The organism is Cruoricaptor ignavus (assembly GCF_900141665.1).
Classification (GTDB): Bacteria; Bacteroidota; Bacteroidia; order Flavobacteriales; family Weeksellaceae; genus Cruoricaptor; species Cruoricaptor ignavus.
Map to the genome: position 1 here is coordinate 47,448 of NZ_FQYI01000010.1, position 22,626 is coordinate 70,073.

The window sequence follows — 22,626 nt, forward strand, 5'->3', positions numbered from 1 at the left end:
GTTTAAGTTTAATCAAAACCACCAAGTCTTATCGGCTCCTTTACCGAAGGCCATTCTACAGGCTTTCCGGTTCTTGAATCTATTGGCAGTTTAATTTTTTCCGCCGATGCTTTCTCAGGGTCTTCGCTTGCCATATAGGTCATAATAGCGATGAGTGCCACATTGTTTCTTCACATCATCGAACACGATTTTATCATAGGTATCGCGTTGTGTATGCCAGGTGTAGCTGCCGTAAGACCAGCTGCTGGAAAGCAGGAAAAACGCCGGAACGCCTGCCGCTGCAAAAGAATAATGATCGCTGCCGCCGCCAAAAGGTGAGCCAGGAAACGTGTACTTAATTTCCTTGGTAATACTTTCTGGTGCAGCATTTACCCATCTTTTCAGGTAGTCGTAAGAGTTCAGGAAGCCATTGCCGTTGATGCTTTGGATTCTTCCCGTACCGTTATCCTGATTGAACACCGCCTGAACCTTCGGCATTTTCTCTCTATGCTGCCACACGAAGCCGCGGCTTCCGTTCAGCCCCTGCTCTTCGCTGCCCCACAAACCAATCAAAATGGTGCGTTTCGGGTTTGGGTAATACTTTTTCAGAATGCGTGCCACCTCCATCATCGTGATGGTTCCCGTGCCGTTGTCCGTAGCACCTGTGCCACCATCCCAGGAATCCAGGTGTGCGGAAAGTATCACATACTCATCAGGCTTTTCGCTGCCCTTTATTTCGGCTACGGTATTAAAGGTCGGGGCTTTGCCGTGGTCCTTACTATTGGTTACCAGCCTTACCTTAGGCGTGGTTCCATGCTGAATCATCCTGTAGAGCTGGCCGTAATCTTCTAGCGAAATATCCATCACTGGTATTTTCTTCGTACCTGCTCCAAAAATTTTATTCACGCCAAAACCACGGCTCCAGTTGCTCCAGATAATGCCCGCTGCACCGGCTTGCTCCAGCGGTTTGTTAATATTTCTCCAGGAATGGCCGATGTTCTCCATCGATTTATTCCAAGCAGCGTTGCGCTCGTCGGCTTCTTTTTTATACTTCGCAAAAGTTTCTGCAGAAGCCCATTCCTTCCAGTTGTACTCCGGCCTTCCGGTGGGCTGATATTGCGATGCCATCACGATTTTCCCCTTAATCGTAGGAAGCCAGGCGTTAAACTCTTCTTTGGAATTAAAGACCGGCATTGCCACCACATCTGCCGTTACGCCTTTATTTCCTGTCGCAGGGCTCCACGCCAGCTGCATACCTTCCAGAGATTTGGTATATGGGTAAAGCATCTCAGCATTAGAAGTGAGCCTTTCCCAGGATTTCCACTCCCCCCATTTTTCATTCCTTGCAGGGATGCCCCAGGAATTGAATTTCCGCACCGCCCAATCGTGTGCCTGCTGCATCTTGGGTGAGCCTACGAGCCTTGGCCCGATGCCATCCAGAAGTTCGTATGCCAGGGTTTCCAGTTGAGAATTATTGTAGGTTTCCGTCATGATGTTCTGCACCATTTGCTGCTGCGAAACCTGAGCGGAAGCCATCGTAAAAACGAAGGCGGAAGCCACCGTGAAAAATTGCGATACCATTCTCATAAACCTCAATTTCAAAGGATGAAATTACGGAATTTTCGTTAAAGCCGGAAATATTTTCTGAAAATCTCTTGCCTTTTCTCCACTTTCAGTATCATCTCTTCAAATTTTTATGGATATTCTGATAGTAATAAATGCAGCCGTGTCAAATCAAAGATAATAAATAACCAGGTAAAGAACCGCCGAGAACTACAAAGGCGCTGTTTAGTTTCCGGTATCGGAAGGCAATGGCGATACTTAGCACGGCAATGAGGATTGTGCGCCAATCATTGATGGTTTCTGTGCCCATTTCTATACAAACCGCGGCAATCAAAGCAACAGAGGCTACATTGACCGCGTCCAGAAAAGCGGAAAATTGCCGGGAATTCCGCAGCTTTTTTACAATGAAACTGAGCATCGCTACAAAGACAAACGACGGCAGAAAAATCGCAAGCGTGGAAATCGCCGCTCCGCTGAAGCCGTTTATCTGATACCCAATGAATGTGACCGACGAAAATACGGGGCCTGGCGTGAATTGCCCCACAGCAATCGCATCTATTAATTGCTGCCTGGTGAGAATTCCGGCAGAAACCAGTTCGGTATCCAGGAAGGCAAACAGTACATAGCCGCTGCCGTAAAGTATCAACCCGATTTTCAGGAAAATCCAGAAAAGCTGGGCATTAGTTGCAGAAATCTTGGCAACATTGGGAATTTGCAACAACGCAACCGGCAGGAAATTCTTAAGAGTTTTATTATTCCCATTTTTGATGAATGCCAGGCAAAGCGCTGTGATACCCGCACCGAACATCAGGGATATCTCGCTGATTTTGAAGAGGGCTCCCACGAAAACCAGCAGCCCGATGATTTTTAACTCGGAAGTTTTCAGAGATTTTTTGGCAAGCGGAAATACGGCCGCCAAAATAATGGCGATGATTGCCGGTTTTATGCCATAGATGAACGGCAGCACTTCCGGTAGCTGCCCGAATTTTTTGTAGAGGTACGCAAAGACTCCGGTGACAAATACGGCTGGCAGAATAAAGCAAAGACCGGCTACTAAGGGCAATATTATGAAATAATTGCCTTTCCTAAGCAGGAACTCGCATTAAAGATTTTCTTCCACGAAGTGGCTGCAGTAAACTTTTATCTGCTGGCGCACAGTGCTGAAGTGCTCTTTTATCTCGTCTTCGCTGCCACTTGCTTTGGCAGGGTCGGCAAAGTTCTGGTGAAATTTTTTCGCTTGTGAAGGGAATACTGGGCATCGCTCCTTTGCATTATCACAAACGGTGATCACAAAATCAAAATCCACATCAGCGTATTCATCAATGTTGTTTGAGGTATGCGCCGAAATATCTACACCGTCTTCTAACATCGTTGAAATAGCCTGTGGGTTTACACCGTGTGTTTCCACACCTGCACTGTAGATTTCCGCCTTGTCTCCTGCAAAATGTCTCAGATAGCCTTCAGCCATCTGACTTCTGCAGCTGTTACCAGTGCATAGCACTAAAATTTTCTTCTTCGCCGGTACACCTATATCCATAATATGCTATTTCATTTTTAGCAGCAGCCGCTTCCCGGCGTGCAATTGTTGGTCTTTGAATCTTGCAATTCCGATAGATTGATTTTTTTCTTTGCCGGTGGTATTCCGCACTTGTCCTTGGCTAAACAATCTGTCTGCAGGGCGGTTAGCAAAAAGTTACTTCCGTCGAAATCCAGGCCGTAGCAACATATAGTTTCTTGCTGATACTCTACTAGAACCTCCAGATCTTCACCTTCGTTGAAAAGCGGCTGGGCAACGGATATGATCTGCAGAAACTTTTGCGGCTCCAGCCTATGCTCGAAATCATCTGCCGTCCAGATTTGAAAGCAGATGCTTTTATGAGTCCGTATCGTTCCGCCGCAGTCCACGAAATGCTTCGTCACCAGGCCAGCTTCTGTAATGTGAAAGTGCTGTGGCACGAGGCGTCCGTCTTCCAGCACGAAATTGAGTTGTGGTACTGTTTTCAGGATTTGTTTTAATTGGTACAGTTTCATTATTAAAAAAATTTTATTAGCAGCAGTTATTTTCCATTTTCGATAATTTTACAGAGACTTCTGCAAAGTATCCCTGTATCTCTTCAAGCAATTTCTCATTGATGCAATAGCATACGGCATTTCCCTCAATGTTCCCCTTGATTAATCCTGCGTTTTTAAGTTCCTTCAAATGTTGGGAAACCGTGGGCTGAGCGAGCGGCAGACTGCTGACAATATCGCCGCAAATGCAGCTTTCCACTTCCATCAACACTTCCATAATCGCCAGCCTTGCAGGGTGCCCCAGCGCTTTAAAGATTGTTGAAATTCTGTTTTGCCTCTCGGTGTAATGTTCCGTTTTAGATGCACCCATCTGGATTATGTTTATTTTTATATTGCAATATTACGATAATATTTTTTAACGATCTATTTTTCCAGCAAGTATTTATGAATTTTTCAATCCCAGCCTCAGCCTAATCATTAATAATAGTAAATTTACCCGATGAATCAGGACACCATTTGTGCGCTGGCTACGGGAAATGCCGTGGCGGCGCTTGGCATTATCCGCATTTCCGGCAGGGATGCCATTGCCATTGCCAATAAAGTTTTCTCCGGCAAAAATCTTGAAGAAGCGGCAAGCCATACCGTGCATTACGGGTTTTTACTGGAAGAGCAAAAGCATTTCACTGAAGGCCAAAAGCCAACGGACAAAGGCCTGCAGGCAATTGACGAAGTCCTTATCTCGATTTTCCGTGCGCCGAAGACCTTCACGGCGGAAGATGTGGTGGAAATCTCGTTCCACGGCTCTCCGTTCATCGCGAAAAGAATTCTGGAAGTTCTCGTGGAAAACGGCGCAAGGCTCGCCAAACCGGGCGAATTTACAATGCGTGCCTTCCTGAACGGCAGAATCGATTTGGCACAGGCAGAATCCGTGGCAGACCTGATTGCGTCCGAAAACGAGGCGTCCCGAAAAATGGCGCTGAACCAGCTAAAAGGCGGAATTTCCCACGAGATTTCAGACCTGCGGAACGACCTGCTGAACTTCACTTCACTCATCGAGCTGGAACTGGATTTCGCGGAAGAAGATGTGGAATTTGCCGACAGAACTGCGCTGCTATCGCTACTCAACCGAATAAAGGGCAGGCTGCACGAGCTGCTGGAAAGCTTCCGCTACGGTAATGCGGTGAAGAACGGCATAAGCGTGGCGATCATCGGGAAGCCGAATGCCGGGAAATCCACACTGCTGAACGCCCTGCTGAAAGAAGAGCGCGCCATAGTTTCCGATATTGCAGGGACGACGCGTGACACCATTGAGGAAATCCTTCACCTGAACGGCACGGCGTTCCGCTTCATAGACACTGCTGGAATCCGCGAGACTACCGATACCATCGAGGAAATTGGCGTAAAAAAAGCCCGCGAGAAAATTGAAACGGCGGACATCCTGCTCTACCTTTTTGACGAGAGCGATTACACTGCGGCAGAAGTCGTGGATTTCATACGGGGAATTCAACGGAAGGATTTACAGATTATCCTGCTGCAGAACAAAACAGATCTGGCGGATAATTCTTCATTTTCAGCCGAAATTACCAAAGCTTTAGTCCCGGATTTTGCCAAGACGCTCATTAAAATTTCCGCAAAAAATCAGACGAATATTGACGAGCTTAAAAGCGAACTTTCCACATTTGTGGATAATCTGAAAACGGAGACCAGCACGGTGATTACCAATCAGCGGCACTACGAAGCCCTGCAGAAATCCCTGCAATCCATTGAAAATGTGGAGGCTGCCGTGCAGAGCAGCATCACCACGGAACTTCTTGCCTACGAGCTTCGCAACGCCCTGGAAGCCCTCGGCGAAATATCCGGCGAGTTCACCAATGATGAAGTCTTAGGGAACATCTTTTCGAAATTTTGCATCGGGAAGTAAGTTAGAGAAATTAAATGATTAAATGATTAAATGATTAAAATCCAGCATTTCTTCAAGCGTTACAAAGGCTTTCGCTAAAATTGGGGACGCAAAAGAGATGAAGGCGGCTATTTTAGAAAAAAATTTTCCGGGAAGACCTCCCAACACAAAGAAAATCAATATTTTGTTTTTCAGAAAAGTAAATTTGTCTATATTTGCAGTCCGAATTCTAAAATAAGCTAAAAGGACATGACTAAGGCGGAACTGGTAACAATAATTTCTGGGAAGCTCGGTACGGAAAAGAATGAAACTCAGAAAATCATTGAGGCATTCATGCAGGAGATCCGTGGTGCAATGCTAGAAGGCGATAATGTTTACCTACGCGGTTTTGGCTCATTTATTATAAAAACAAGGGCAGCTAAAACCGGGAGAAACATTTCTAAAAATACGGCAATCGATATCCCTGCGCACAATATCCCGGCTTTTAAGCCTGCGAAATCATTCTCGGATAAGGTGAAAGCCAAAGTTCCCGTGAAGAAATAACTCAATTTTTTAAATCTTAAAAATAAAATATAATTATGCCAAGCGGAAAGAAGAGAAAAAGACACAAGGTGGCAACGCACAAACGGAAGAAGAGAAGAAGAGCGAACAGACACAAGAAGAAGAAGTAGCGCTTCCGCGAAATAGAAAATATAGTTGGTGTTTTCCGCCGACTATATTTTATTTTAGCAAAAATTTGCCGGGCGAATGAAGAAAGAACTGATAATCTCTCAGGAAGCGCAGCGCACAGCCATAGCGCTGCTGGAGGACGGAAGGCTTTTCGAGTTTCACGAAGAGGTGGAAAAGAACGAGTTTTCCGTAGGCGATATCTATTTGGGGAAGGTGAAGAAACTGGCACCAAACCTGAACGCTGCCTTTGTGAGCATAGGCCATGATAAGGATGCCTTCCTGCATTATCAGGACCTTGGCCCAGATTTCCTGAGCTACAGGAAGTTCATAAAAGATACCTTCGGCAAGAGGCAGCAAAGCGCAAGCCTGAAGAATTTCGAAATCCAGGCGGAAATTGATAAACGCGGAACGGTGGACAAAGTCTTGGCGAAGGACGATGTAATCTTGCTGCAAATTACGAAGGAAGCCATTTCCACGAAAGGCCCGAGAATTTCCACGCAGCTTTCACTTACAGGCCGCTACCTTATTTTGATCCCGTTTGATGACAAAGTTTCCATCTCGAAAAAAATCCGGAATCCGGAGGACAGAGAGCGCCTGAAAACGCTGATAGAATCGATAAGGCCGGAAGGCTTCGGCGTGATAATACGCACCGTGGCGGAAGGAAAAAAGGTGGCGGAACTTCACAGCGATATGAACCACCTGATCCAAAAGTGGGATTTGATTTTTAAAAACATTGAAAATCAGAAGGTTCCGTCCAAAGTTTTGAGCGAAGATGAAAAAGCTTCCGCAATTTTACGGGACAATTTCAACCAGGAATTCGTTTCGGTAATCTGCGATGATGAACAGATGGTGGAAGAGATGAGAAGCTACCTGGAAATCATAGCGCCGGAAAGGAAGGACATCGTGAAGTTTTACGATTCGCACATCCCTTTGCTGGAATATTACAATGTGGAAAAGCAGCTGAAGAACAGCTTCGGCAAGCATGTGAACATCCCAAGCTCAAAGGGCGCATACCTTGTGGTGGAACACACCGAGGCACTGCATGTGATAGATGTAAATTCCGGCTCGAATATTTCTGCTGCCGGAACGAACAAGACGCACGGACTGACCGTGAACAAACTTGCGGCTACGGAAGTTGCGCGGCAGCTGAGGCTTCGGGATATGGGCGGAATCATCGTGGTGGATTTTATTGATATGACGAACCCTGAACACCGCCGCGAACTCTACGACCACCTGAAACTCGAAATGAAGCGCGATAAGGCGCGCCACAAAATTTTGCCGCCAAGTAAATTTGGGCTGATACAAATCACGCGGCAGCGAAACCGCCCGGAAAAGCAAATCGTGACCACGGAAGAAAACCCGAACGCTTCGGGCGAAATTCTGGCACCGATAGTGATAGTCGAAAGAATGGAAGAAGCCATCCGCAATATAATGCAGACGGAAAAAGGCAAGCTTTACCTTCACACCCATCCTTTCGTGGAAGCCTATTTGACGAAGGGCATCAACAGCATCCAAATGAAATGGTTCCTGAAATACAGAAAATGGGTGACCATAGTGCCTAGGGATTCCTTTAAATATCTGGAATACAGGCTTTTAAACTCGAAAAAAGAAGAGCTGATTTCCTTCAGCAATTAATCTTCGTAATCTTCCGCCAAACTTTCCAGCGCAAACTGCCTGTTCGCCAGCCTGCGGTTTTCCGCCTGAAGTTCGCGCACCTTCTGCAGAAGATTATTTACCATATCAATTCCTGGCAAGTTGATTTCCAAATCATAATGCCAATTGGCAAAGCGCTCGAACGCAGGTAGTTCTTCGTACAGGATGTATGAAATTTCGTTTTCGGTAAAGCTCTTCAGCAGGCCAAAATCCACGAGTTCATCGATGAATTTCAGCTCCACATTATAGATTTTCACTAGCTCTTCCCTTGAAATTCTGTTGCTCATTTCGTTAAGAATTTTTCAGTTGTTCAAAAAGTTCGCGCTGTTTATCCGTAAGGTTTGTCGGCAGCTTCACATCGTACGATACGAATAAATCGCCAAAATTCCCATCTTCCTTATACACCGGGAAACCTTTTCCGCGAAGCCTCACCGTAGCACCGTTTTGCGTACCAGGCTTTACTTTCAGGTTCACGGTTCCGTTCAGAGTTTCCACCTTCACATCGCCGCCAAGCACCGCTGTATAAAGGTCTATCGGCACTTTCATCCGCACATCATCACCTACCCTGTCAAAATTCGGATCGCTGGCAATGTTGAAGGTAATGTACAAATCGCCGCTTGGTCCGCCATTTATTCCTGGCTGCCCGTAGCCTTTCAGCCTGATTTGCTGCCCGTCATAAACGCCGGCAGGAATGGTGATGCGCACCTTTTTTCCGTTGATGTCGAAAGTTTGCTGGTGCGTAGCGGTAGCATCCCGCATATTCAGGTTGAGCTCAGCGTAGGCATCCTGCCCTTTGAATTTTCCGGAAGCGCTTCCACGGCTGCTTCTGCCGGAGAAACCGCCGCCAAACATACTTTGGAAAAACTCCGAAAAATCGCCTTCTTCAAAATTTCCGCTAAAGCCTTCAAAACCGCCACCCTGTGAAGAGCGGTACTGCTGTTGTGCTTTCTCGTACTCTTCGCCGTGCCGCCAGTTTTCGCCGTATTTATCGTACTTCGCACGGTTTTCCGGGTTGCTCAGCACTTCGTTGGCTTCGTTCAATTCCTTAAATTTCCGCTCGGCCTCTTTGTCACCAGGATTTACATCTGGATGAAACTTCCGCGCAAGTTTGCGGTACGCCTTCTTGATTTCATCCGGTGTGGCGGTTTTCGAAACGCCCAGCGTTTTATAATAATCGATGAACACTTTATATTTTGGATTTTTGTTAAAAGTTTAGGTTTAAACCACGGTGGCACAGCGTTTTTTTTCAATACAACTTCTAAAACACTGAGGCACAAAGTTTTTGCATTCTCGTTTTAAATTTAACTAATAAACTTCTCATTCAACGAAACACAGCGACACAGTGATTTTTTGTTTAATTTAACCTAAAACACCGAGGCACAGAGTTTTCAGAAACCTTTTACTTTTTACTTGGCTCTTAAACTTTTTACTTTTGCTTTTACTTTTTCCCTGGCTCTTTACTTATACGCTTCAATCGCTGCATTCATCAGCTCTACCTGCCTTTGCAGGCTCTCGCTTTTCGGGTTTTTGCGCAGTGTTTCCATCTTCTTTGCCAGCCCGTCTTTCAGCATTTGGCTAATCATCATCTTAGCCTGAGGATTATCGGAAAGCTGTCCGCTCGTCATTTTCAAAACCTTCGTTAAATTTTGCGTAGCCTTCAGGTTATCCGTCGTCATAATCATATTGAACGCCGCTTCAGCGGAAGCACCAAGCTTCGCATCCTGAAATTTCACGAAAGGGTAAAACGCTGCAACTTGCGCTACAGCAGGCAACTGACTTTCAATTTTATTCTCAACAATCACAGGAAGCATCGCCATTATCAGTTCTTCATTGGCACCATCCAAATCCAGCTTGTCCGCCAGCGCTGCAATTTTCGCCGGCTCGATTTTGAAAAGCGCGGCAATTGAATTTCCTTTGACCGAATTGGAAACCGACTGACTGCCCTTTTCGAAAATCGGCAGGTATTTCCTGTCCTTGGTTTTTGCCAGGGCAGAAATTGCCGCCGCCTGAACTAAGGTTTTCGGGTCATTCTGCGCTAATTTTTCCACTTCGGAAAATACAGATTTATGGACGGAATTTTTTGTTAAATCCAATCCCTGCAAAGCTTTGATGCGAATTCTGAAGTTGGGATCCTTCAATGCTGCCGCAAGAATCTGTTGGGCGATCGCATCGCTGTTATTTTCTGCTGCAAATTCCACGGCTTTCCATCGGCTCAAAAATTCCTTAGAACCCTGATACTGAACAAGATACTGCGCCGAAGTTTTCTTTTCTTCAATATCGGCAATCAATATTCCGTCGGCATTCAGATTGACTAAGGTTGGATTGCTTGCTGCCGGAATCGTGAAGCTGTTGCTGGATTTTGCATCCACCCAAACATTCTGCCGGGAAACTTTTCCGCCTTCGAAAACATCGATGGCCAAAGGAAATTGGAAGTGCGGTGTCTGCGTTTGTGAAATGTTCAGCTGCAGCTGTTTTTTCACAGGTTCATAGCTGTAGGTGTAGCTGATTTTCGGATTACCGCTGCCGAAAAACCACTGATTGAAAAACCAGTTCAAATCCTTGCCTGAGACTTTTTCCAGCGCCAAACGAACCTGATGCGCTTCACCAGTTCCAAAGGCGTTCGCCTTCAGGTATTCCGAAATTCCGGCGAAAAACGCTTCATCGCCCAAATAATTCCGCAGCATATGAAGGATGCCGCCACCTTTGTTATAGCTTACCGCATCGAACATATCTTCCCTGCTCTTGTAATCGAAGCGCACGAGATGCTTATGGTAATTGCCAGGGCTCATCCTATAGCCACGAAGCGCAGACATCATCGTATAATCCGCCAAATCTTTACCATATTTATACTCATTCCACAGATATTCTGAATAATTTGCAAAAGATTCATTCACGGTGAGGTTACTCCAGCTTTCCGCCGTTACCAGATCGCCAAACCAATGGTGGAAAAGCTCGTGCGCTATCACATCTTCCCATCTGTTTTCATCGATCAAATCTCCTGGCTTTTGCTGAGACATCGCGCTGTGCAGCGTAGCGGTAGTGTTTTCCATCGCTCCGGATACATAATCCTGCGCCGTCATTTGTGCATACTTTTGCCATGGATAATCGTAGTTCAGCAGCTTGGAAAAATACTCTATCATTTCAGGCGTCATCCCGAAAATCTGCTTGGCATAAGGCTCGTACTCCTTCTCCACATAATAATCCACCGGGATGTTGCGCCATTTATCGCGAACCACTGCATAATCGCCCACACCCATAAAGAACAGGTACGGTGCGTGCGGCTTATCCATCACCCAATGATCTGTGCGAAGGCTGCCGGCTTCCTTTTTTGATTCCTTCAGAACGCCGTTGGAAAGCGTGACGAATTTATCAGGCACCGTCATTATGATTTCCTGCGTGGTTTTCTGGTTCGGCTTATCAATCGTCGGGAACCAAACGGAAGAAGATTCGGTTTCACCCTGCGTCCAAATCTGCGTCATCTTGCCCGGATCTTTACCCTGAGCGTTAATGAAGTACAGGCCCTTTGCATCGGAAATCGCTGCGCTGCCTTTCTGGGTGGTTTCGTTCGGCCGCGCTGTATATTTTATGTAAACCGTGTAATCTTCGTTCCGGTTGAAAGTTTTGCCGAGGTTAATTTTCAGCAAATCATCGCGGTAATCGTATTTCAGAGGCTGTTTCATGCCCCCGTTTTGCATTGCCACTTCGTGGATGAGCATCGCTTTGGCGTTCAGCACCAGTGAATCGGTTGGGTAGAAATAAGGCTTTGCCGTGAGCCATTCTTCGCCGCTCATCTGCTCTTTCTCGAAATCGAATTTCACCTTCAGCTTCGTATGCTTCAGCTCGGTAGTTTTCGTGTGAGATGCACGGTAAATACTTTCCCTGCCGGAAGTTTCCGTTTGCGCAAAGACGAAATCAGCTGCGAACACCGAGCCTAAAAGCAGCGCTGAGAAGAATATTTTTTTCATAATATTTTTAATGTAAAATTACACCGCTACCGGTGCTTTTATGCCGGGATGTGGATTGTAATCTTCCAGTGTGAAATCTTCATATTTAAAATCGAAAATATTTTTGATTTCCGGGTTCAGAATCATTTTTGGCAAAGGCCTTGGTTCGCGTGAAAGCTGCTTTGTTACCTGCTCAAAATGGTTGCTATAGATGTGCACATCGCCAAAAGTGTGGATGAATTCGCCCAGGCCCAAACCGCAAACCTGAGCCACCATCATCTGCAGAAGTGCGTAGCTAGCAATGTTAAACGGCACGCCCAGAAAAACATCGGCGCTGCGCTGATAAAGCTGTAGGGAAAGCCTTCCATCAGCCACATAAAACTGGAAAAGTGCGTGGCAGGGCGCCAAAGCCATATGGGGAATTTCCGCCACATTCCATGCGGAAACGATGAGCCTGCGGGAATCCGGATTGGTTTTGATTTGCTCTACAACTTCCGAAATCTGGTCGATGGTTTTTCCATCAGCACCGCTCCAGCTTCTCCATTGTGCGCCGTAAACAGGGCCTAAATTTCCATTTTCATCAGCCCATTCATCCCAGATGGAAACGCCGTTTTCCGTGAGGTAGCCGATGTTCGTATCGCCTTTCAGGAACCATAGCAGCTCGTAAATTATGGATTTCAGGTGGACTTTTTTCGTGGTAACCAGCGGGAAGCCTTCCTCCAAATCGAACCGCAGCTGGTAGCCGAACACACTCCTTGTTCCGGTGCCTGTTCTGTCCGCTTTATCGGTGCCGTTGTCCAAGATATGCTGAAGAAGGTTGAGGTAGTTTTGCATTGAAGAAGGTTGGGGTTGAGATTGAGAACAATTTACTTCTTCACGAAAACCGCGAAATCGCCTTTCTGCATTGTGAAAGATTTGTTGTCGGAGAAATTCCTGCGAAAGCCGGTGAAATGGTTTTTGAATTCACCATTAATATGATCATCCAAAATTTCAAACGGGACGAAATCTTTCGACATATTTAAAACCACCAAAACTTCATCCGCACCGTTTTTCCGAAGGTAGGCAAGAATTTTATCATCGGCAGAAGTCTTAACGAAAGAAGTTTGCACCGAAGAATCACCGCCACGAAGCGCAGGATTTTTCTCCCTCAGCTCAAACAATTTTTTGTAAAATTTCGCCAGCTGAAAATCGCCAGTCCAGTTGATTGGGTCTTTCTCGAAAAACTCCAAACGCTTATGGTTCGGCAATTCCTGCCCGGAATACATCAGCGGAATGCCATTCCAGGTTGCGGAAAAAACTGCTAATGGCAGCGCAACATCGCCGTATTTTTCGTACTCCGTACCATTCCAGGTATTTTCATCGTGATTGGTGGTAAACCACGCTCTCATCGAACTATCGCCGATTGCTCCGTACCGCATCAGCATTTCGCGAAGTTCGTTCAGCGGCAGATTATTGTGGTAATAATCCCGCGTTTTATGCATCCAAGCCCACGAATAGCTTGCATCGAAAACCTTCCCGTACTCCGGATTTTCCAGTTCATCAAATTCGCCCAAGAAAAACAGCGGCTTCAGCGTCTCAACTTCCGGCCGCGCTTCCTCCCAGAAATCCACTTCCACCCAGCTTGCCAAATCGCATCGGAAACCGTCGATATCCGTTTCCCGCACCCAAAACTTCATCGCATCTATCATCGCTTTCCGCATTTCAGGGTTGCCGTAGTCCAGCTCGATGATGTCATCCATTCCGGAAGCAATTTTGAAGGTGCCGTTTTCCTTCAGGTAATATTCCGGGTGCGTTTTCGTCCAGATATGATCCCAGCCCGTATGATTGGCAACCCAATCGATAATCACCTTAAAGCCTTGATTATGAGATACTTTCACGAGATGCTTGAAGTCTTCCAGCGTACCGAATTCCGGATTTATCGCGGTGTAATCCTGCGCTGCATAAGGGCTTCCCATCGTACCCTTTTTATTTTGCTGGGCGATGGGTGTTACGGGCATAAACCACAGCGTTTGCACGCCCATTTTCCGCAGCCTTGGCAGGTGCTCTTCAAAAGCGCGGAAAGTGCCTTCCTTAGTGTATTGGCGCACATTTACTTCGTAGATATTTCCGCTGTGCATCCAGTCTTTTGGCGTTTCTTGTTTCATAATATTTTTTTGCGAAGTGCAGGCTAAAAGTGTGGCGCCAAGCAGCACAGCGCCGGAAATTTTCAGGATTAAATTCTTTCGGTAAAATGCTAAGCTATTGTTTTTCAAATCGTTAAGTTTTTGTTTAAATTTCATCATCATCGTAGAATTCGTCGGAAAAATCTGCATTATCAAAATCATCATCGTCATCGAAATCTTCGCCGTAAAATTCTTCATCCAAATCAAAATCTTCAGACTTTGTTTTGTTAAGAAGTGTAGAATCTGTAGACTTTGCGGGTGCCTTCAAAGGAACGGAGCCAAAGCGGAAAACGGTGACGGGATAATTTACAGCGGATTTTCCTTCCGCGGTGCCTATAAGCTCGCAGAAAAACTCCCATAGTTCCAGCAGGCCGTATTGGAATTGAAGTTTATCGCCCTCCTGCTGAAAAACCTCATCTATATAGACATCGGACATTATTTCCCCATCCCCTTCGTCGCTCATATCTTCCAGCGGCACGCTTTTCAGAACCGCACCGTCCTCATCAAAGAGATTGAAGACGCTAAGCTCATCGCCCTGCAGGCTAAATGCGCTCCTGATAGCCTCGTGCAGGTTCCACAAAGTTTGCTTGCCCTTTATTTCTATATCGCGGAATACATCTTCCTTTGTATCCAGAATTACCCTTACTTTATAGATCATTGCTTTTTTATTTTACCAAACACAAAGATAATGCAAAAAAATAGGCTGAAATTTCCAAGCTTCAAAACTAAAATTTTAGTTTAACTGAGGGGATGCAATTTCGCCTGGGTCGGAGGCTCTATCCAGCGTAAAGGCAAATTTTGTTCCCGAAAGATACTCGCTTTCCACCGTTATATTTTCGCTGTGGGCTTCCAAAATGTGCTTTACAATGGCAAGGCCCAGGCCGGAGCCGCCCGCCCTGCGGGACCTGCTGGATTCTACTCGGTAGAACCGCTCGAAGATGCGCGGCAGGGCTTCCGGTTTTATCCCCATCCCATTGTCTTCCACTTCTATGTAAACTTTGTTCAGCAGCGCAGTGGTTTTTACAATTATCTGCGCCTCGGAACGGTTGGAGTAGTGTATTGCATTGGAGACCAGGTTTATAAGTACCTGGGAAATTTTCTGCTTATCCGCGCTTACTGTAAGCCGGCTATCTGTTGACTTTAGGCTCAGCGCTGCCCCTTTGCTCTGGGCGTCATACTCCAGCATTTCGAAAATTTCCCTCACGAGCTGGTTGATGTCAAAAGAGGTAATGTTCAGTATGATTTCCCCCGCTTCGAAACGGTTAATCATATCCAGATCGTTTACAATATTTATAAGCCTCTCGAGCGATTTGGCTATCCTCTCGAGATACTTGTCGCGTATGGCGAGGTTTTCCACCCCGCCGTCCCGCAGGGTTTCCACATAGCCCTGAATAGAGAACAGCGGCGTCTTCAGCTCGTGTGACACATTGCCTATATATTCCTTGCGGTAGTTTTCCATCTGCTTCATGGTGTCGTTGGTCTCGTTCAGGCCGGTGATTTTCTCGGAAAGTTCCTCGAAACCTATGCGTCTTTTTTCGTCGAAAATCTTCACCGGGAGCTTATCGGCTATGCTTTTTACCTGCTTTCTGCCATAGTACCGGAAGAGCATATCTGCCCCGAAATAGTTTACCGTGAATATCATTAGCCCGCAGATGATGATGATCAGAAGCTGGTTTACATCTTTTTTGATTAAATTGCTCTGGAGGTAGTTCCAAAGGAAGACGATCAGCATGATGAGCAGGGTAACTGTCAGCGAGGTGAATAAAACGAGCTTGCCTTTGCCCATTACACCATAAGTTTGTAGCCTATGCCTTTAAGCGTCTGTATGGAGGAGTCGCCAAGTTTTTCTCGCAGCCTGCGCACATGGACATCTATGGTGCGCTCTCCTACCACTACTTCATTCCCCCAAACTTTTTCCAGGATTTCTTCCCTTTTGAAAACTTTTTGGGTGTTGGTGGCCAGCAGGTAGAGCAGGTCGAATTCCTTTTTTGGTAGAAGGATCGCCTCGCTGCCCCTGGATACGCGGAAGTTTTCCCTATCTATCTGCAGCTCCCCTACCGAGAGTATCTTATCTTCCGGCATGCTGGTGGTCTGCAGCTTCAGCAGTGCATTTATTTTGGAAATAAGAACTTTTGGCTTGATGACTTTGATCACATAATCATTTGCCCCCGCCTGGTAGCCCGCAAGCTGAGAGAATTCTTCCGCGCGGGCGGATAGGAAAACGATGAGGGTGTTCCTCAGCTCCGTTTGCTGGCGCAGTTCCTTGCAGGTTTCTATACCGTCTTTGCCGGGCATCATCACATCGAGAAGTATCAGATCCGGGATCACTTCTTTGGCAAGCGAGACCCCGTCTTCCCCGTTATCTGCCATATAGACTTCGTAGCCCTCTTTTTCGAGATTATAGGACATAATTTCCAGAATATCCTGCTCATCATCTATCAGCAGGATTTTCTTTGAAAAAACCGATTCTTCCATGTTGATAAAACTTATCCCAAAATTATAAAAATGAAAATATTAAACAGCATTTTTTTACAATTTAAACCCAGATACTTTGTTAACAAATACTTAATATAAAAATGCTGCATATATCGTTTAGAAATATTTTCTTTGCACCGAAATATATTTAGTAAGGAAATATGAATATAAGATCTACAGGTATCGCTGTTGCTTTCCTCTTTGGAACAGCCGCAGTAGTGTATGGGCAGCAGGACAGCACAGCTGCTAAGAATGAAAAAAGAATAGAGGGCGTACAGATCCGCGCCGCTGCAAAAAAGAATACGGAGAACAGCATCATCAATGTGCAGAAACGCTCTGTAGAAGTGATAGAGCGCGTGGGTGCCGTACAGCTCTCCAAGCAGGGCGTGAGCGATGTGGCTACCGCAGTGACAAAGGCTACCGGTACCGTAAAGCAGGAGGGCTCCAGCACCATCTCCGTACGCGGCTTGCTGGACAGGTATAATACCACTTCTATGAACGGCCTGCCGATTCCGGCGGATGACCCTGAAAACAAGAATATAGATCTGGGTCTTTTCAAGACGGATATGATTGAGTTCATCGACCTTGAAAAGGTTTATCAGCCGAGGCTTCTTGGAGATTTCGGCGGTGCCAATATTAATATTGCTTCCCGCGAACACGCAGGCAAGCCTTTCTTCAGTGTAGAGCTTGGCAGCGGAATTAATTCCCAAATTATCGACCTGGGCAATAAGCCGTTTTACATGGCCCAGGGCCCAACCTGGACAGGTTTCAAATCCAACAAACTGCCAGACAACCCGCTGAAATCCTATAATTATGCCAGCTGGAACTTTAAAGACGGTTTCGGACCGAGGAATTTTACCCCACTCAATACGGAATTCAGCCTTTCAGGCGGCAGGACTTTTAAAATTGGGGAAACGGGCAGGCTCAATACTTTCATCTTTGCCGGATTTGACAATAGCTATAAATACAAGGAAGGACGCGAAGGTTTCTTTGGAAAGGAGACGATTTTCAACGATTACAATGATTCAAAAAAATACTCCTACGGAACGAATACCACGGCGCTCCTCAACTTTATCTACCGCCTAAACGCAGAGCATACCCTGAAATTATTCTCCAACTACATCCACGGATCCGAGCAGGAAACGAGAATTCATAAAGGTTATGTAAGGGATGTGGCGGAAGATTACAATGGCTTGCTCAGAAGGTCTGATTTCAAACATACTCACCTCTTTGTAAACCAGTTGGGCGGTGATCATAAACTAAATGACAAGTTCACTATCAACTGGATCGCAGGATACAATTACCTAAATAGCGAGCGCCCGGACAGGATCTCCAATTTCTTGTATTTCAACGAATACGAAGGTAAATATGAACTGAGAAGAGATGGCGGCGCCACCAACAGATACTGGGATGAACTGAACGATAAGGAATGGGCTGGGAATATCGCGTTCACTTATCAGTTCAACGACAACGGTAAGTTTACCCTCGGATACCAGGGCAGAGGCAAGAACAGAGACTTTGAATCCCGGCAGGTGGACTTCAAATGGGATACCAGAAAATCTGGCACAAGAGCATTGGTGGATGATGTAAACGATATCGATTTCATCTACAACCAACAAAATTATACGAAAGGATTTTTTGGTATCAGCAGTAACTACGGAGTAGACAATCTTAAACCAATCAGGTTCGACGGCACACAGGATGTTCACTCCGGGTTTGCCAATGCAGAATACAGACTTGGTGAAAACTTTACCGGGCAGCTGGGTGTGAGATATGAAAACATTAAGCAGGATATTGACTGGGATACGAACTTCGAAACGGGAATCCCTGGTAGTGCCGTAAAATTCACTTACGATAAATGGTTGCCTGCGCTAAATCTCAAGTATGCTCTTAACGACAAGAATAATCTGAGGTTTGCTGCTTCCAGAACCTATACGCTTCCTCAGCTGAAGGAGATGGCGCCATTTATCTATAATGATGTTTCTGAGGAAACAGTGGGTAACCCGCTTCTCTACCCGTCTGATAATAACAATATAGACATCAAGTGGGAAATGTTCCCTAAGAGCGGGGAGGTGATTTCGATTACCGCCTTTGGAAAATTCATAGAAAATCCTATTGCCCGCTCACTTATTAACTCGTCAGCATTCTACTATTCTTACCTAAATGTAGGTGATAAAGCTAGAGTGCTTGGGTTAGAAGCCGAGATCCGTAAGGATATTGCTAAATTTGACAGATCCAGAATCTACGGATTTGCCAATGCAACCTATATGGATTCCGAGAGTGATCTGGACATTGAAAAAGTAATAAGAGAAACATCCAACCTGTCTGTTAATTTTGATAAGACCAAAGATAAGCTGCAGGGAGCCGCGGATTTTGTAGCAAACGCCAACTTAGGCTGGAACCAGAAATTCAAGGATAAAAAAGAAATGGATTTCGTAGTGTCCTACTCCTATGTAGGTGAGTATCTTTACTCTCTGTCTTCTGACCATACGGGTAATATTTATCAGAAACCGATAAGCCTGCTGGATGCGACTCTTAAATTTTCTCTGGACAGAATCTCAATAAGTGCCAAAGCGAAGAACCTCATTAATCCAAAAATAAAGAGAGAGCAGGCAAATGATAACAATAATGTAACATACGAATTCCGAAACGGCAGAGATTTTGGACTATCTTTGGGGTATAATTTTTAACATCAATTTTAACTTAATTTTTTTATCATGAAAAAAATCTTGACAAGTGTGCTTGCAATTGCTGCAGTAGCAACATTTTCAGCACAGGAAAGTGTGAACGGCGTAGTCGCTGCCGGACAAACAAAAACCCTTAAAGCGGGTGTAGATTACAGACTTACTGGCTCTCTTACAGTAGAAGAGGGAGGTACCCTAGTACTTGAGCCAGGAACTATCGTAAAATCTAATGGTGCAACTGAGGCTTATGTCGTTGTAAAGCAAGGTGGTAAAATCTTCTCGAACGGTACTGAGCAACAACCTGTAATCTTTACTTCAGCTAATGCGCAGCCAAAGAATGCTGATTGGGGCGGTATCGTGATCGCAGGTCGTGCGCCTATCAACATCGGTGCTCCGGGCGCTTCCGGTACTACTGAGGTGGCCAATGTACCTTACGGTGGTTCTGATGTAGCTGATAACAGCGGTTCCATTACTTACACAAAAATTCTTTATTCCGGTGCGCGTTTCAACGAGTTTAAAGAGTACAATGGTCTTTCTCTTTTCGGCGTAGGTAACGGAACTGTTATCAATAATGTTTCTATTATCAACGGTGCTGACGACGGTATCGAAATGTTCGGTGGGACAGTGAATATGAGCAACATCTATCTTCAGGATAACGAAGATGATGCGTTTGACTGGACTGAGGGTTGGACTGGAACTGCTACCAATGTTTACAGCGTAAGAAATCTGCCAAATGTTGGAAACAGAGGTATAGAGGCGGATAACAATTCAAAGAAAAGGACTGCTACCCCAATGTCAAATCCAACTCTCAAGAATATTACATTTATTGGTCAAAGAACAACCGATAATGAGGGTGCCGGAACTAACCTATTCCGTGTAGGTTCGGGAGGTACTGTTGATAATGCAATCTTTGCAGGTTGGGCGGATGGCGTTACGCTTCAGCACGATGAAACGATTGTTAACTTTACCGGTCTAAACAAGTTTACTAACATTAAGTTTGTAGATAACGAAAGAAATTTCGTTATTAAACCTAATGCAGGTGGAAGTATCGTAATTGAGCCTAATACTGGCTATTACACAATTAACGAAGCTGCTACTGGTGCTGGAAACGGTCTTGATGTACCAGCTTGGGCAGCAAGCTGGGCGCTTCTTGGTGCATCCGATGTTGCTAAATTCAGCACTTCTGTAAAAGTTGTTCCATCCGTAGTATCTTCTGAATTCACAGTGGTTACTGACAAGAAAGTAAACAGCGTAGAAGTAGTTGATATGGCTGGTAGATCTGTACTAAAAGCTTCTGGCAAAACTGTAAATGCGAACGGCCTTGCTAAAGGAACTTATGTGGTAAAAGTGCAGACAGCAGAAGGTGAGACAGCAACAGCTAAGATCATCAAAAAATAAGTGATTTCACTCTTATGTATTAAGGCTGCTCAAAAGAGCAGCCTTTTTTATACCAATTTTATTCACTATCAAACTGTTCCAGGCGATAGGTAAAAACAAAATTACTAAGCTCGCTGCTTAAATCATCGAGCATCTCCAGCAATTCTTCAAAATCTTCCAGCTGGCCGACACTCATATTGATGAATTCCAGCTGAAGGTGCTCATTTTTCTTTATCTCCTCCATAAATGTTTTCAAATCATTAATAAAGCCGCCTGCCCATTCCTGCTTTCCTGCTATCTCTGAGTAGAAATCTTCGTAATCACCAATATTACTAAAGTCAATCCTCATATCTATCAATTTTTAAAATTTTATCGTAAATCTTCCGGAATTTCACAAACAGGGATAGGCTTAAGTTTATGCTGGGCGGCTCGGTTCATCCGTGAAAAAATCTGGTAAACTTCCAAATCCCTTCCGGAGTAATCTGCTTCCGTTTTCGTTCCAAATTCCTCCTGGATTTTTTCAAGCTCAGGATATGTGGCACCAATCTGCTGTTCATCCGTGCGCTCCGCATCCCACAAACCATCCGTAGGAATCGCGTTTTTAATGGATTTCGGTAAATTGAGAAAGCGTGCTAATTCATAAACTTCGGTTTTATAAAGATCACCTATCGGAGATACATCCACCCCGCCATCGCCATATTTTGTAAAAAACCCTATGCCGAAATCTTCCACTTTATTCCCAGTGCCGCAAACCAAAAGCTGATTGAGCTGGGCAAAATGATACAGCGTGAGCATCCGAAGACGGGACCGGGTATTTGCAAAAGCAAGATCAGCGTAGGCATTGTCTTCATTCCCTGTATTGAAAATTTGGAAAATTTTTTCAAACGGCGGCGTTAAATCCACACTTATCGCCTTCACATTTAAAAATTTCCCCGTGAGGAAATCCAGATGCTCTTTTGCCCGTGAAGATTGGTCGCCCTTCTGCCGGATCGGCAATTCCATAGCCAATAAATTCAGTCCTGTCATCGCGCAAAGTGTGGAAACCACGCCGGAATCTACTCCTCCGGAAACGCCGACTACATAGCCTTTCACTCCAGCAGATTTTGCATAATCTCGGAGCCATTCAGTAATATGCGCCGCTACTTTTTCAGTGTTCATATGTTACGGATTAAATTCTAAAGTCAAAATCATTAATTTTGCAATACATCTGTAAAAATAATGAAGTTCCACAGAACCTGCCTATACCTTCTGATACTTTTTATTTCTGCAATTTCCTGCAAAAAACCAAATGAAAAAGAACGATGGGAAACAGTAAAGATTCCGCAAGCGGCGCCGCTAAAAATTACAGATATATCTGCAGATTTTTATAGCAAAGATTTGGGCACAGAACAATTTGTACAAAAATATCCCTGGTTTCAGGGCAGCGTATCGAATGAAGATTTTGAAAAACGGCGGCGAGATTCCGCAGAAATAGCCATCTATAAAGAGGCAATCAGTAAGAATAATTTAGGAAAGCTTTCCACTGACCTTGGTAATTTTTTCGCACAGACAACAGCCTATTTCCCTGATTTTCAGACTCCTCAGACATTTGTTTATTCTTCGTCAATGCAGTCTGAAGCGGATGCAATCTTATACTCTCCCATGGATAAGATGCTCTTCATCGATCTGTCCCAATTTATGGGCGAGGGCAACCGGTATTATGCAGGAGTAGAAAAATACCTGCAGAAATCTATGAATCCGCAGAATATTCTGCCAAAAGTTTCTCAGACGGTAACGGCGCAATTTGTACCTTTTTCGTCTGACAATCAAAAGTTCATAGACAGGATAATCTATGCCGGGAAGCGAATGATTCTTACAGATGCTCTTTTACCCAAAACTTCAGATGCAGTGAAAATGGGCTACACAGAGGAGCAGCTGAAGTGGGCGCAGGCCAACGAAGGGAATGTCTGGAATTTTTTTGTGGAAAATGACATCGTTTTCAGCGATGATGTGAGGCTGAATGGCAGGTTCATAGAAGAAGGCCCATTCTCCAAGTTTTATACTGAGGTAGACAACAGCAGCTCGCCACAAATTGGCATCTTCATCGGCTGGATGATTTGTCGCAGCTTTCTTGACAAAAATCCAGATACAACTTTGAAAGAATTCCTGAAAATGGATGCCACAGAAATTTTTAACAAATCTCAATATAACCCGAAATAATTATTAAATTC

20 protein-coding genes and 1 pseudogene are annotated in these 22,626 nt (G+C 45.0%); 6 read left to right on the forward strand and 15 right to left on the reverse strand.

Annotation, left to right across the window (positions count from 1 at the left end; all coding sequences use genetic code 11):
- Positions 1 to 8: 8 nt before the first annotated feature.
- The 5 genes and pseudogenes from BUB43_RS09600 to BUB43_RS09620 form a co-directional block, all read right to left on the reverse strand.
- A pseudogene (locus tag BUB43_RS09600) lies at positions 9 to 1,515 on the reverse strand (M20/M25/M40 family metallo-hydrolase).
- A gap of 193 nt (positions 1,516 to 1,708) precedes the next feature.
- Positions 1,709 to 2,605, reverse strand: a complete 897-nt coding sequence (chrA, locus tag BUB43_RS09605; RefSeq protein ID WP_260200760.1) for a chromate efflux transporter — start codon at positions 2,603 to 2,605, stop codon at positions 1,709 to 1,711.
- A 39-nt stretch (positions 2,606 to 2,644) separates the two neighbouring features.
- Positions 2,645 to 3,079 carry an arsenate reductase ArsC gene (locus BUB43_RS09610; protein WP_073180580.1) on the reverse strand — a complete coding sequence of 145 codons (435 nt, stop codon included), beginning with the start codon at positions 3,077 to 3,079 and terminating at the stop codon, positions 2,645 to 2,647.
- 17 nt (positions 3,080 to 3,096) lie between these two features.
- Complete coding sequence (locus tag BUB43_RS09615) at positions 3,097 to 3,573, reverse strand: DUF6428 family protein (RefSeq protein WP_073180582.1); 477 nt, start codon at positions 3,571 to 3,573, stop codon at positions 3,097 to 3,099.
- A 16-nt stretch (positions 3,574 to 3,589) separates the two neighbouring features.
- Positions 3,590 to 3,922 carry an ArsR/SmtB family transcription factor gene (locus tag BUB43_RS09620; RefSeq protein WP_073180584.1) on the reverse strand — a complete coding sequence of 111 codons (333 nt, stop codon included), beginning with the start codon at positions 3,920 to 3,922 and terminating at the stop codon, positions 3,590 to 3,592.
- 129 nt (positions 3,923 to 4,051) lie between these two features.
- Here BUB43_RS09620 and mnmE point away from each other — a divergent pair, with 129 nt between their 5' ends.
- From mnmE to BUB43_RS09635, 3 genes are all read left to right on the forward strand, one after another.
- The gene (gene mnmE, locus BUB43_RS09625) at positions 4,052 to 5,473 is read left to right on the forward strand and encodes a tRNA uridine-5-carboxymethylaminomethyl(34) synthesis GTPase MnmE (protein WP_073180586.1); all 1,422 of its coding nucleotides are present in this window, start codon (positions 4,052 to 4,054) and stop codon (positions 5,471 to 5,473) included.
- Between the two features lie 228 nt (positions 5,474 to 5,701).
- Positions 5,702 to 5,995, forward strand: coding sequence for an HU family DNA-binding protein (locus tag BUB43_RS09630; RefSeq protein ID WP_073180588.1), 294 nt, complete (start codon positions 5,702 to 5,704; stop codon positions 5,993 to 5,995).
- 204 nt (positions 5,996 to 6,199) lie between these two features.
- A complete protein-coding gene (locus tag BUB43_RS09635; RefSeq protein ID WP_073180590.1) occupies positions 6,200 to 7,756 on the forward strand; it encodes an Rne/Rng family ribonuclease in 1,557 nt (518 codons plus the stop codon).
- Here the strand turns inward: BUB43_RS09635 and BUB43_RS09640 are convergent.
- The 8 genes from BUB43_RS09640 to BUB43_RS09675 form a co-directional block, all read right to left on the reverse strand.
- A complete protein-coding gene (locus BUB43_RS09640) occupies positions 7,753 to 8,061 on the reverse strand; it encodes a chaperone modulator CbpM (protein ID WP_073180592.1) in 309 nt (102 codons plus the stop codon). The genes BUB43_RS09635 and BUB43_RS09640 overlap by 4 nt on opposite strands.
- Positions 8,062 to 8,065: 4 nt before the next feature.
- Positions 8,066 to 8,959, reverse strand: a complete 894-nt coding sequence (locus BUB43_RS09645) for a DnaJ C-terminal domain-containing protein (RefSeq protein WP_073180594.1) — start codon at positions 8,957 to 8,959, stop codon at positions 8,066 to 8,068.
- A gap of 272 nt (positions 8,960 to 9,231) precedes the next feature.
- A complete protein-coding gene (locus BUB43_RS09650) occupies positions 9,232 to 11,739 on the reverse strand; it encodes a M1 family metallopeptidase (RefSeq protein WP_073180596.1) in 2,508 nt (835 codons plus the stop codon).
- An 18-nt stretch (positions 11,740 to 11,757) separates the two neighbouring features.
- Positions 11,758 to 12,552 carry a thymidylate synthase gene (locus BUB43_RS09655; RefSeq protein ID WP_073180598.1) on the reverse strand — a complete coding sequence of 265 codons (795 nt, stop codon included), beginning with the start codon at positions 12,550 to 12,552 and terminating at the stop codon, positions 11,758 to 11,760.
- A gap of 32 nt (positions 12,553 to 12,584) precedes the next feature.
- Positions 12,585 to 14,078, reverse strand: a complete 1,494-nt coding sequence (locus BUB43_RS09660; RefSeq protein WP_260200761.1) for an alpha-amylase family glycosyl hydrolase — start codon at positions 14,076 to 14,078, stop codon at positions 12,585 to 12,587.
- Positions 13,987 to 14,538, reverse strand: coding sequence for an IS1096 element passenger TnpR family protein (locus BUB43_RS09665; protein ID WP_073180600.1), 552 nt, complete (start codon positions 14,536 to 14,538; stop codon positions 13,987 to 13,989). Before BUB43_RS09665 ends, BUB43_RS09660 begins: the two co-directional genes overlap by 92 nt.
- Positions 14,539 to 14,613: 75 nt before the next feature.
- Positions 14,614 to 15,666, reverse strand: a complete 1,053-nt coding sequence (locus BUB43_RS09670; protein ID WP_073180602.1) for a sensor histidine kinase — start codon at positions 15,664 to 15,666, stop codon at positions 14,614 to 14,616.
- Positions 15,666 to 16,355: a response regulator transcription factor gene (locus tag BUB43_RS09675; protein ID WP_073180604.1), complete on the reverse strand. Its 690-nt coding sequence runs from the start codon at positions 16,353 to 16,355 to the stop codon at positions 15,666 to 15,668. Before BUB43_RS09675 ends, BUB43_RS09670 begins: the two co-directional genes overlap by 1 nt.
- A 161-nt stretch (positions 16,356 to 16,516) precedes the next feature.
- Here BUB43_RS09675 and BUB43_RS09680 point away from each other — a divergent pair, with 161 nt between their 5' ends.
- Complete coding sequence (locus tag BUB43_RS09680) at positions 16,517 to 19,045, forward strand: TonB-dependent receptor domain-containing protein (RefSeq protein WP_073180606.1); 2,529 nt, start codon at positions 16,517 to 16,519, stop codon at positions 19,043 to 19,045.
- A 27-nt stretch (positions 19,046 to 19,072) separates the two neighbouring features.
- Positions 19,073 to 20,437, forward strand: a complete 1,365-nt coding sequence (locus BUB43_RS09685; RefSeq protein WP_073180608.1) for a T9SS type A sorting domain-containing protein — start codon at positions 19,073 to 19,075, stop codon at positions 20,435 to 20,437.
- 58 nt (positions 20,438 to 20,495) lie between these two features.
- Here the strand turns inward: BUB43_RS09685 and BUB43_RS09690 are convergent, their stop codons facing one another.
- Entirely contained in the window at positions 20,496 to 20,765 is a 270-nt protein-coding gene (locus BUB43_RS09690; RefSeq protein ID WP_073180610.1) for a hypothetical protein, read from the reverse strand.
- Between the two features lie 20 nt (positions 20,766 to 20,785).
- Positions 20,786 to 21,574, reverse strand: a complete 789-nt coding sequence (gene nadE, locus BUB43_RS09695; protein WP_073180612.1) for an NAD(+) synthase — start codon at positions 21,572 to 21,574, stop codon at positions 20,786 to 20,788.
- A 60-nt stretch (positions 21,575 to 21,634) separates the two neighbouring features.
- Between nadE and gldB the strand changes: the two genes are divergently transcribed.
- Positions 21,635 to 22,615 (forward strand): gliding motility lipoprotein GldB, encoded by a 981-nt coding sequence (gene gldB, locus BUB43_RS09700; protein WP_073180614.1) that lies wholly within the window; start codon positions 21,635 to 21,637, stop codon positions 22,613 to 22,615.
- The last annotated feature ends 11 nt before the right edge of the window (positions 22,616 to 22,626 follow it).

What these genes read in the sequence shown, in the direction of transcription:
- BUB43_RS09675 (WP_073180604.1), bottom strand. Translation starts at nt 16,355, where the DNA reads ATGGAAGAATCGGTTTTTTCAAAGAAAATCCTGCTGATAGATGATGAG.
- nadE (WP_073180612.1), bottom strand. Translation starts at nt 21,574, where the DNA reads ATGAACACTGAAAAAGTAGCGGCGCATATTACTGAATGGCTCCGAGAT.
- BUB43_RS09630 (WP_073180588.1), top strand. Translation starts at nt 5,702, where the DNA reads ATGACTAAGGCGGAACTGGTAACAATAATTTCTGGGAAGCTCGGTACG.
- BUB43_RS09660 (WP_260200761.1), bottom strand. Translation starts at nt 14,078, where the DNA reads ATGAAGAATTTTACGGCGAAGATTTCGATGACGATGATGATTTTGATA.
- BUB43_RS09670 (WP_073180602.1), bottom strand. Translation starts at nt 15,666, where the DNA reads ATGGGCAAAGGCAAGCTCGTTTTATTCACCTCGCTGACAGTTACCCTG.
- BUB43_RS09655 (WP_073180598.1), bottom strand. Translation starts at nt 12,552, where the DNA reads ATGCAAAACTACCTCAACCTTCTTCAGCATATCTTGGACAACGGCACC.
- BUB43_RS09620 (WP_073180584.1), bottom strand. Translation starts at nt 3,922, where the DNA reads ATGGGTGCATCTAAAACGGAACATTACACCGAGAGGCAAAACAGAATT.
- BUB43_RS09665 (WP_073180600.1), bottom strand. Translation starts at nt 14,538, where the DNA reads ATGATCTATAAAGTAAGGGTAATTCTGGATACAAAGGAAGATGTATTC.
- BUB43_RS09680 (WP_073180606.1), top strand. Translation starts at nt 16,517, where the DNA reads ATGAATATAAGATCTACAGGTATCGCTGTTGCTTTCCTCTTTGGAACA.
- BUB43_RS09690 (WP_073180610.1), bottom strand. Translation starts at nt 20,765, where the DNA reads ATGAGGATTGACTTTAGTAATATTGGTGATTACGAAGATTTCTACTCA.
- BUB43_RS09685 (WP_073180608.1), top strand. Translation starts at nt 19,073, where the DNA reads ATGAAAAAAATCTTGACAAGTGTGCTTGCAATTGCTGCAGTAGCAACA.
- mnmE (WP_073180586.1), top strand. Translation starts at nt 4,052, where the DNA reads ATGAATCAGGACACCATTTGTGCGCTGGCTACGGGAAATGCCGTGGCG.
- BUB43_RS09640 (WP_073180592.1), bottom strand. Translation starts at nt 8,061, where the DNA reads ATGAGCAACAGAATTTCAAGGGAAGAGCTAGTGAAAATCTATAATGTG.
- BUB43_RS09635 (WP_073180590.1), top strand. Translation starts at nt 6,200, where the DNA reads ATGAAGAAAGAACTGATAATCTCTCAGGAAGCGCAGCGCACAGCCATA.
- gldB (WP_073180614.1), top strand. Translation starts at nt 21,635, where the DNA reads ATGAAGTTCCACAGAACCTGCCTATACCTTCTGATACTTTTTATTTCT.
- BUB43_RS09610 (WP_073180580.1), bottom strand. Translation starts at nt 3,079, where the DNA reads ATGGATATAGGTGTACCGGCGAAGAAGAAAATTTTAGTGCTATGCACT.
- BUB43_RS09615 (WP_073180582.1), bottom strand. Translation starts at nt 3,573, where the DNA reads ATGAAACTGTACCAATTAAAACAAATCCTGAAAACAGTACCACAACTC.
- BUB43_RS09650 (WP_073180596.1), bottom strand. Translation starts at nt 11,739, where the DNA reads ATGAAAAAAATATTCTTCTCAGCGCTGCTTTTAGGCTCGGTGTTCGCA.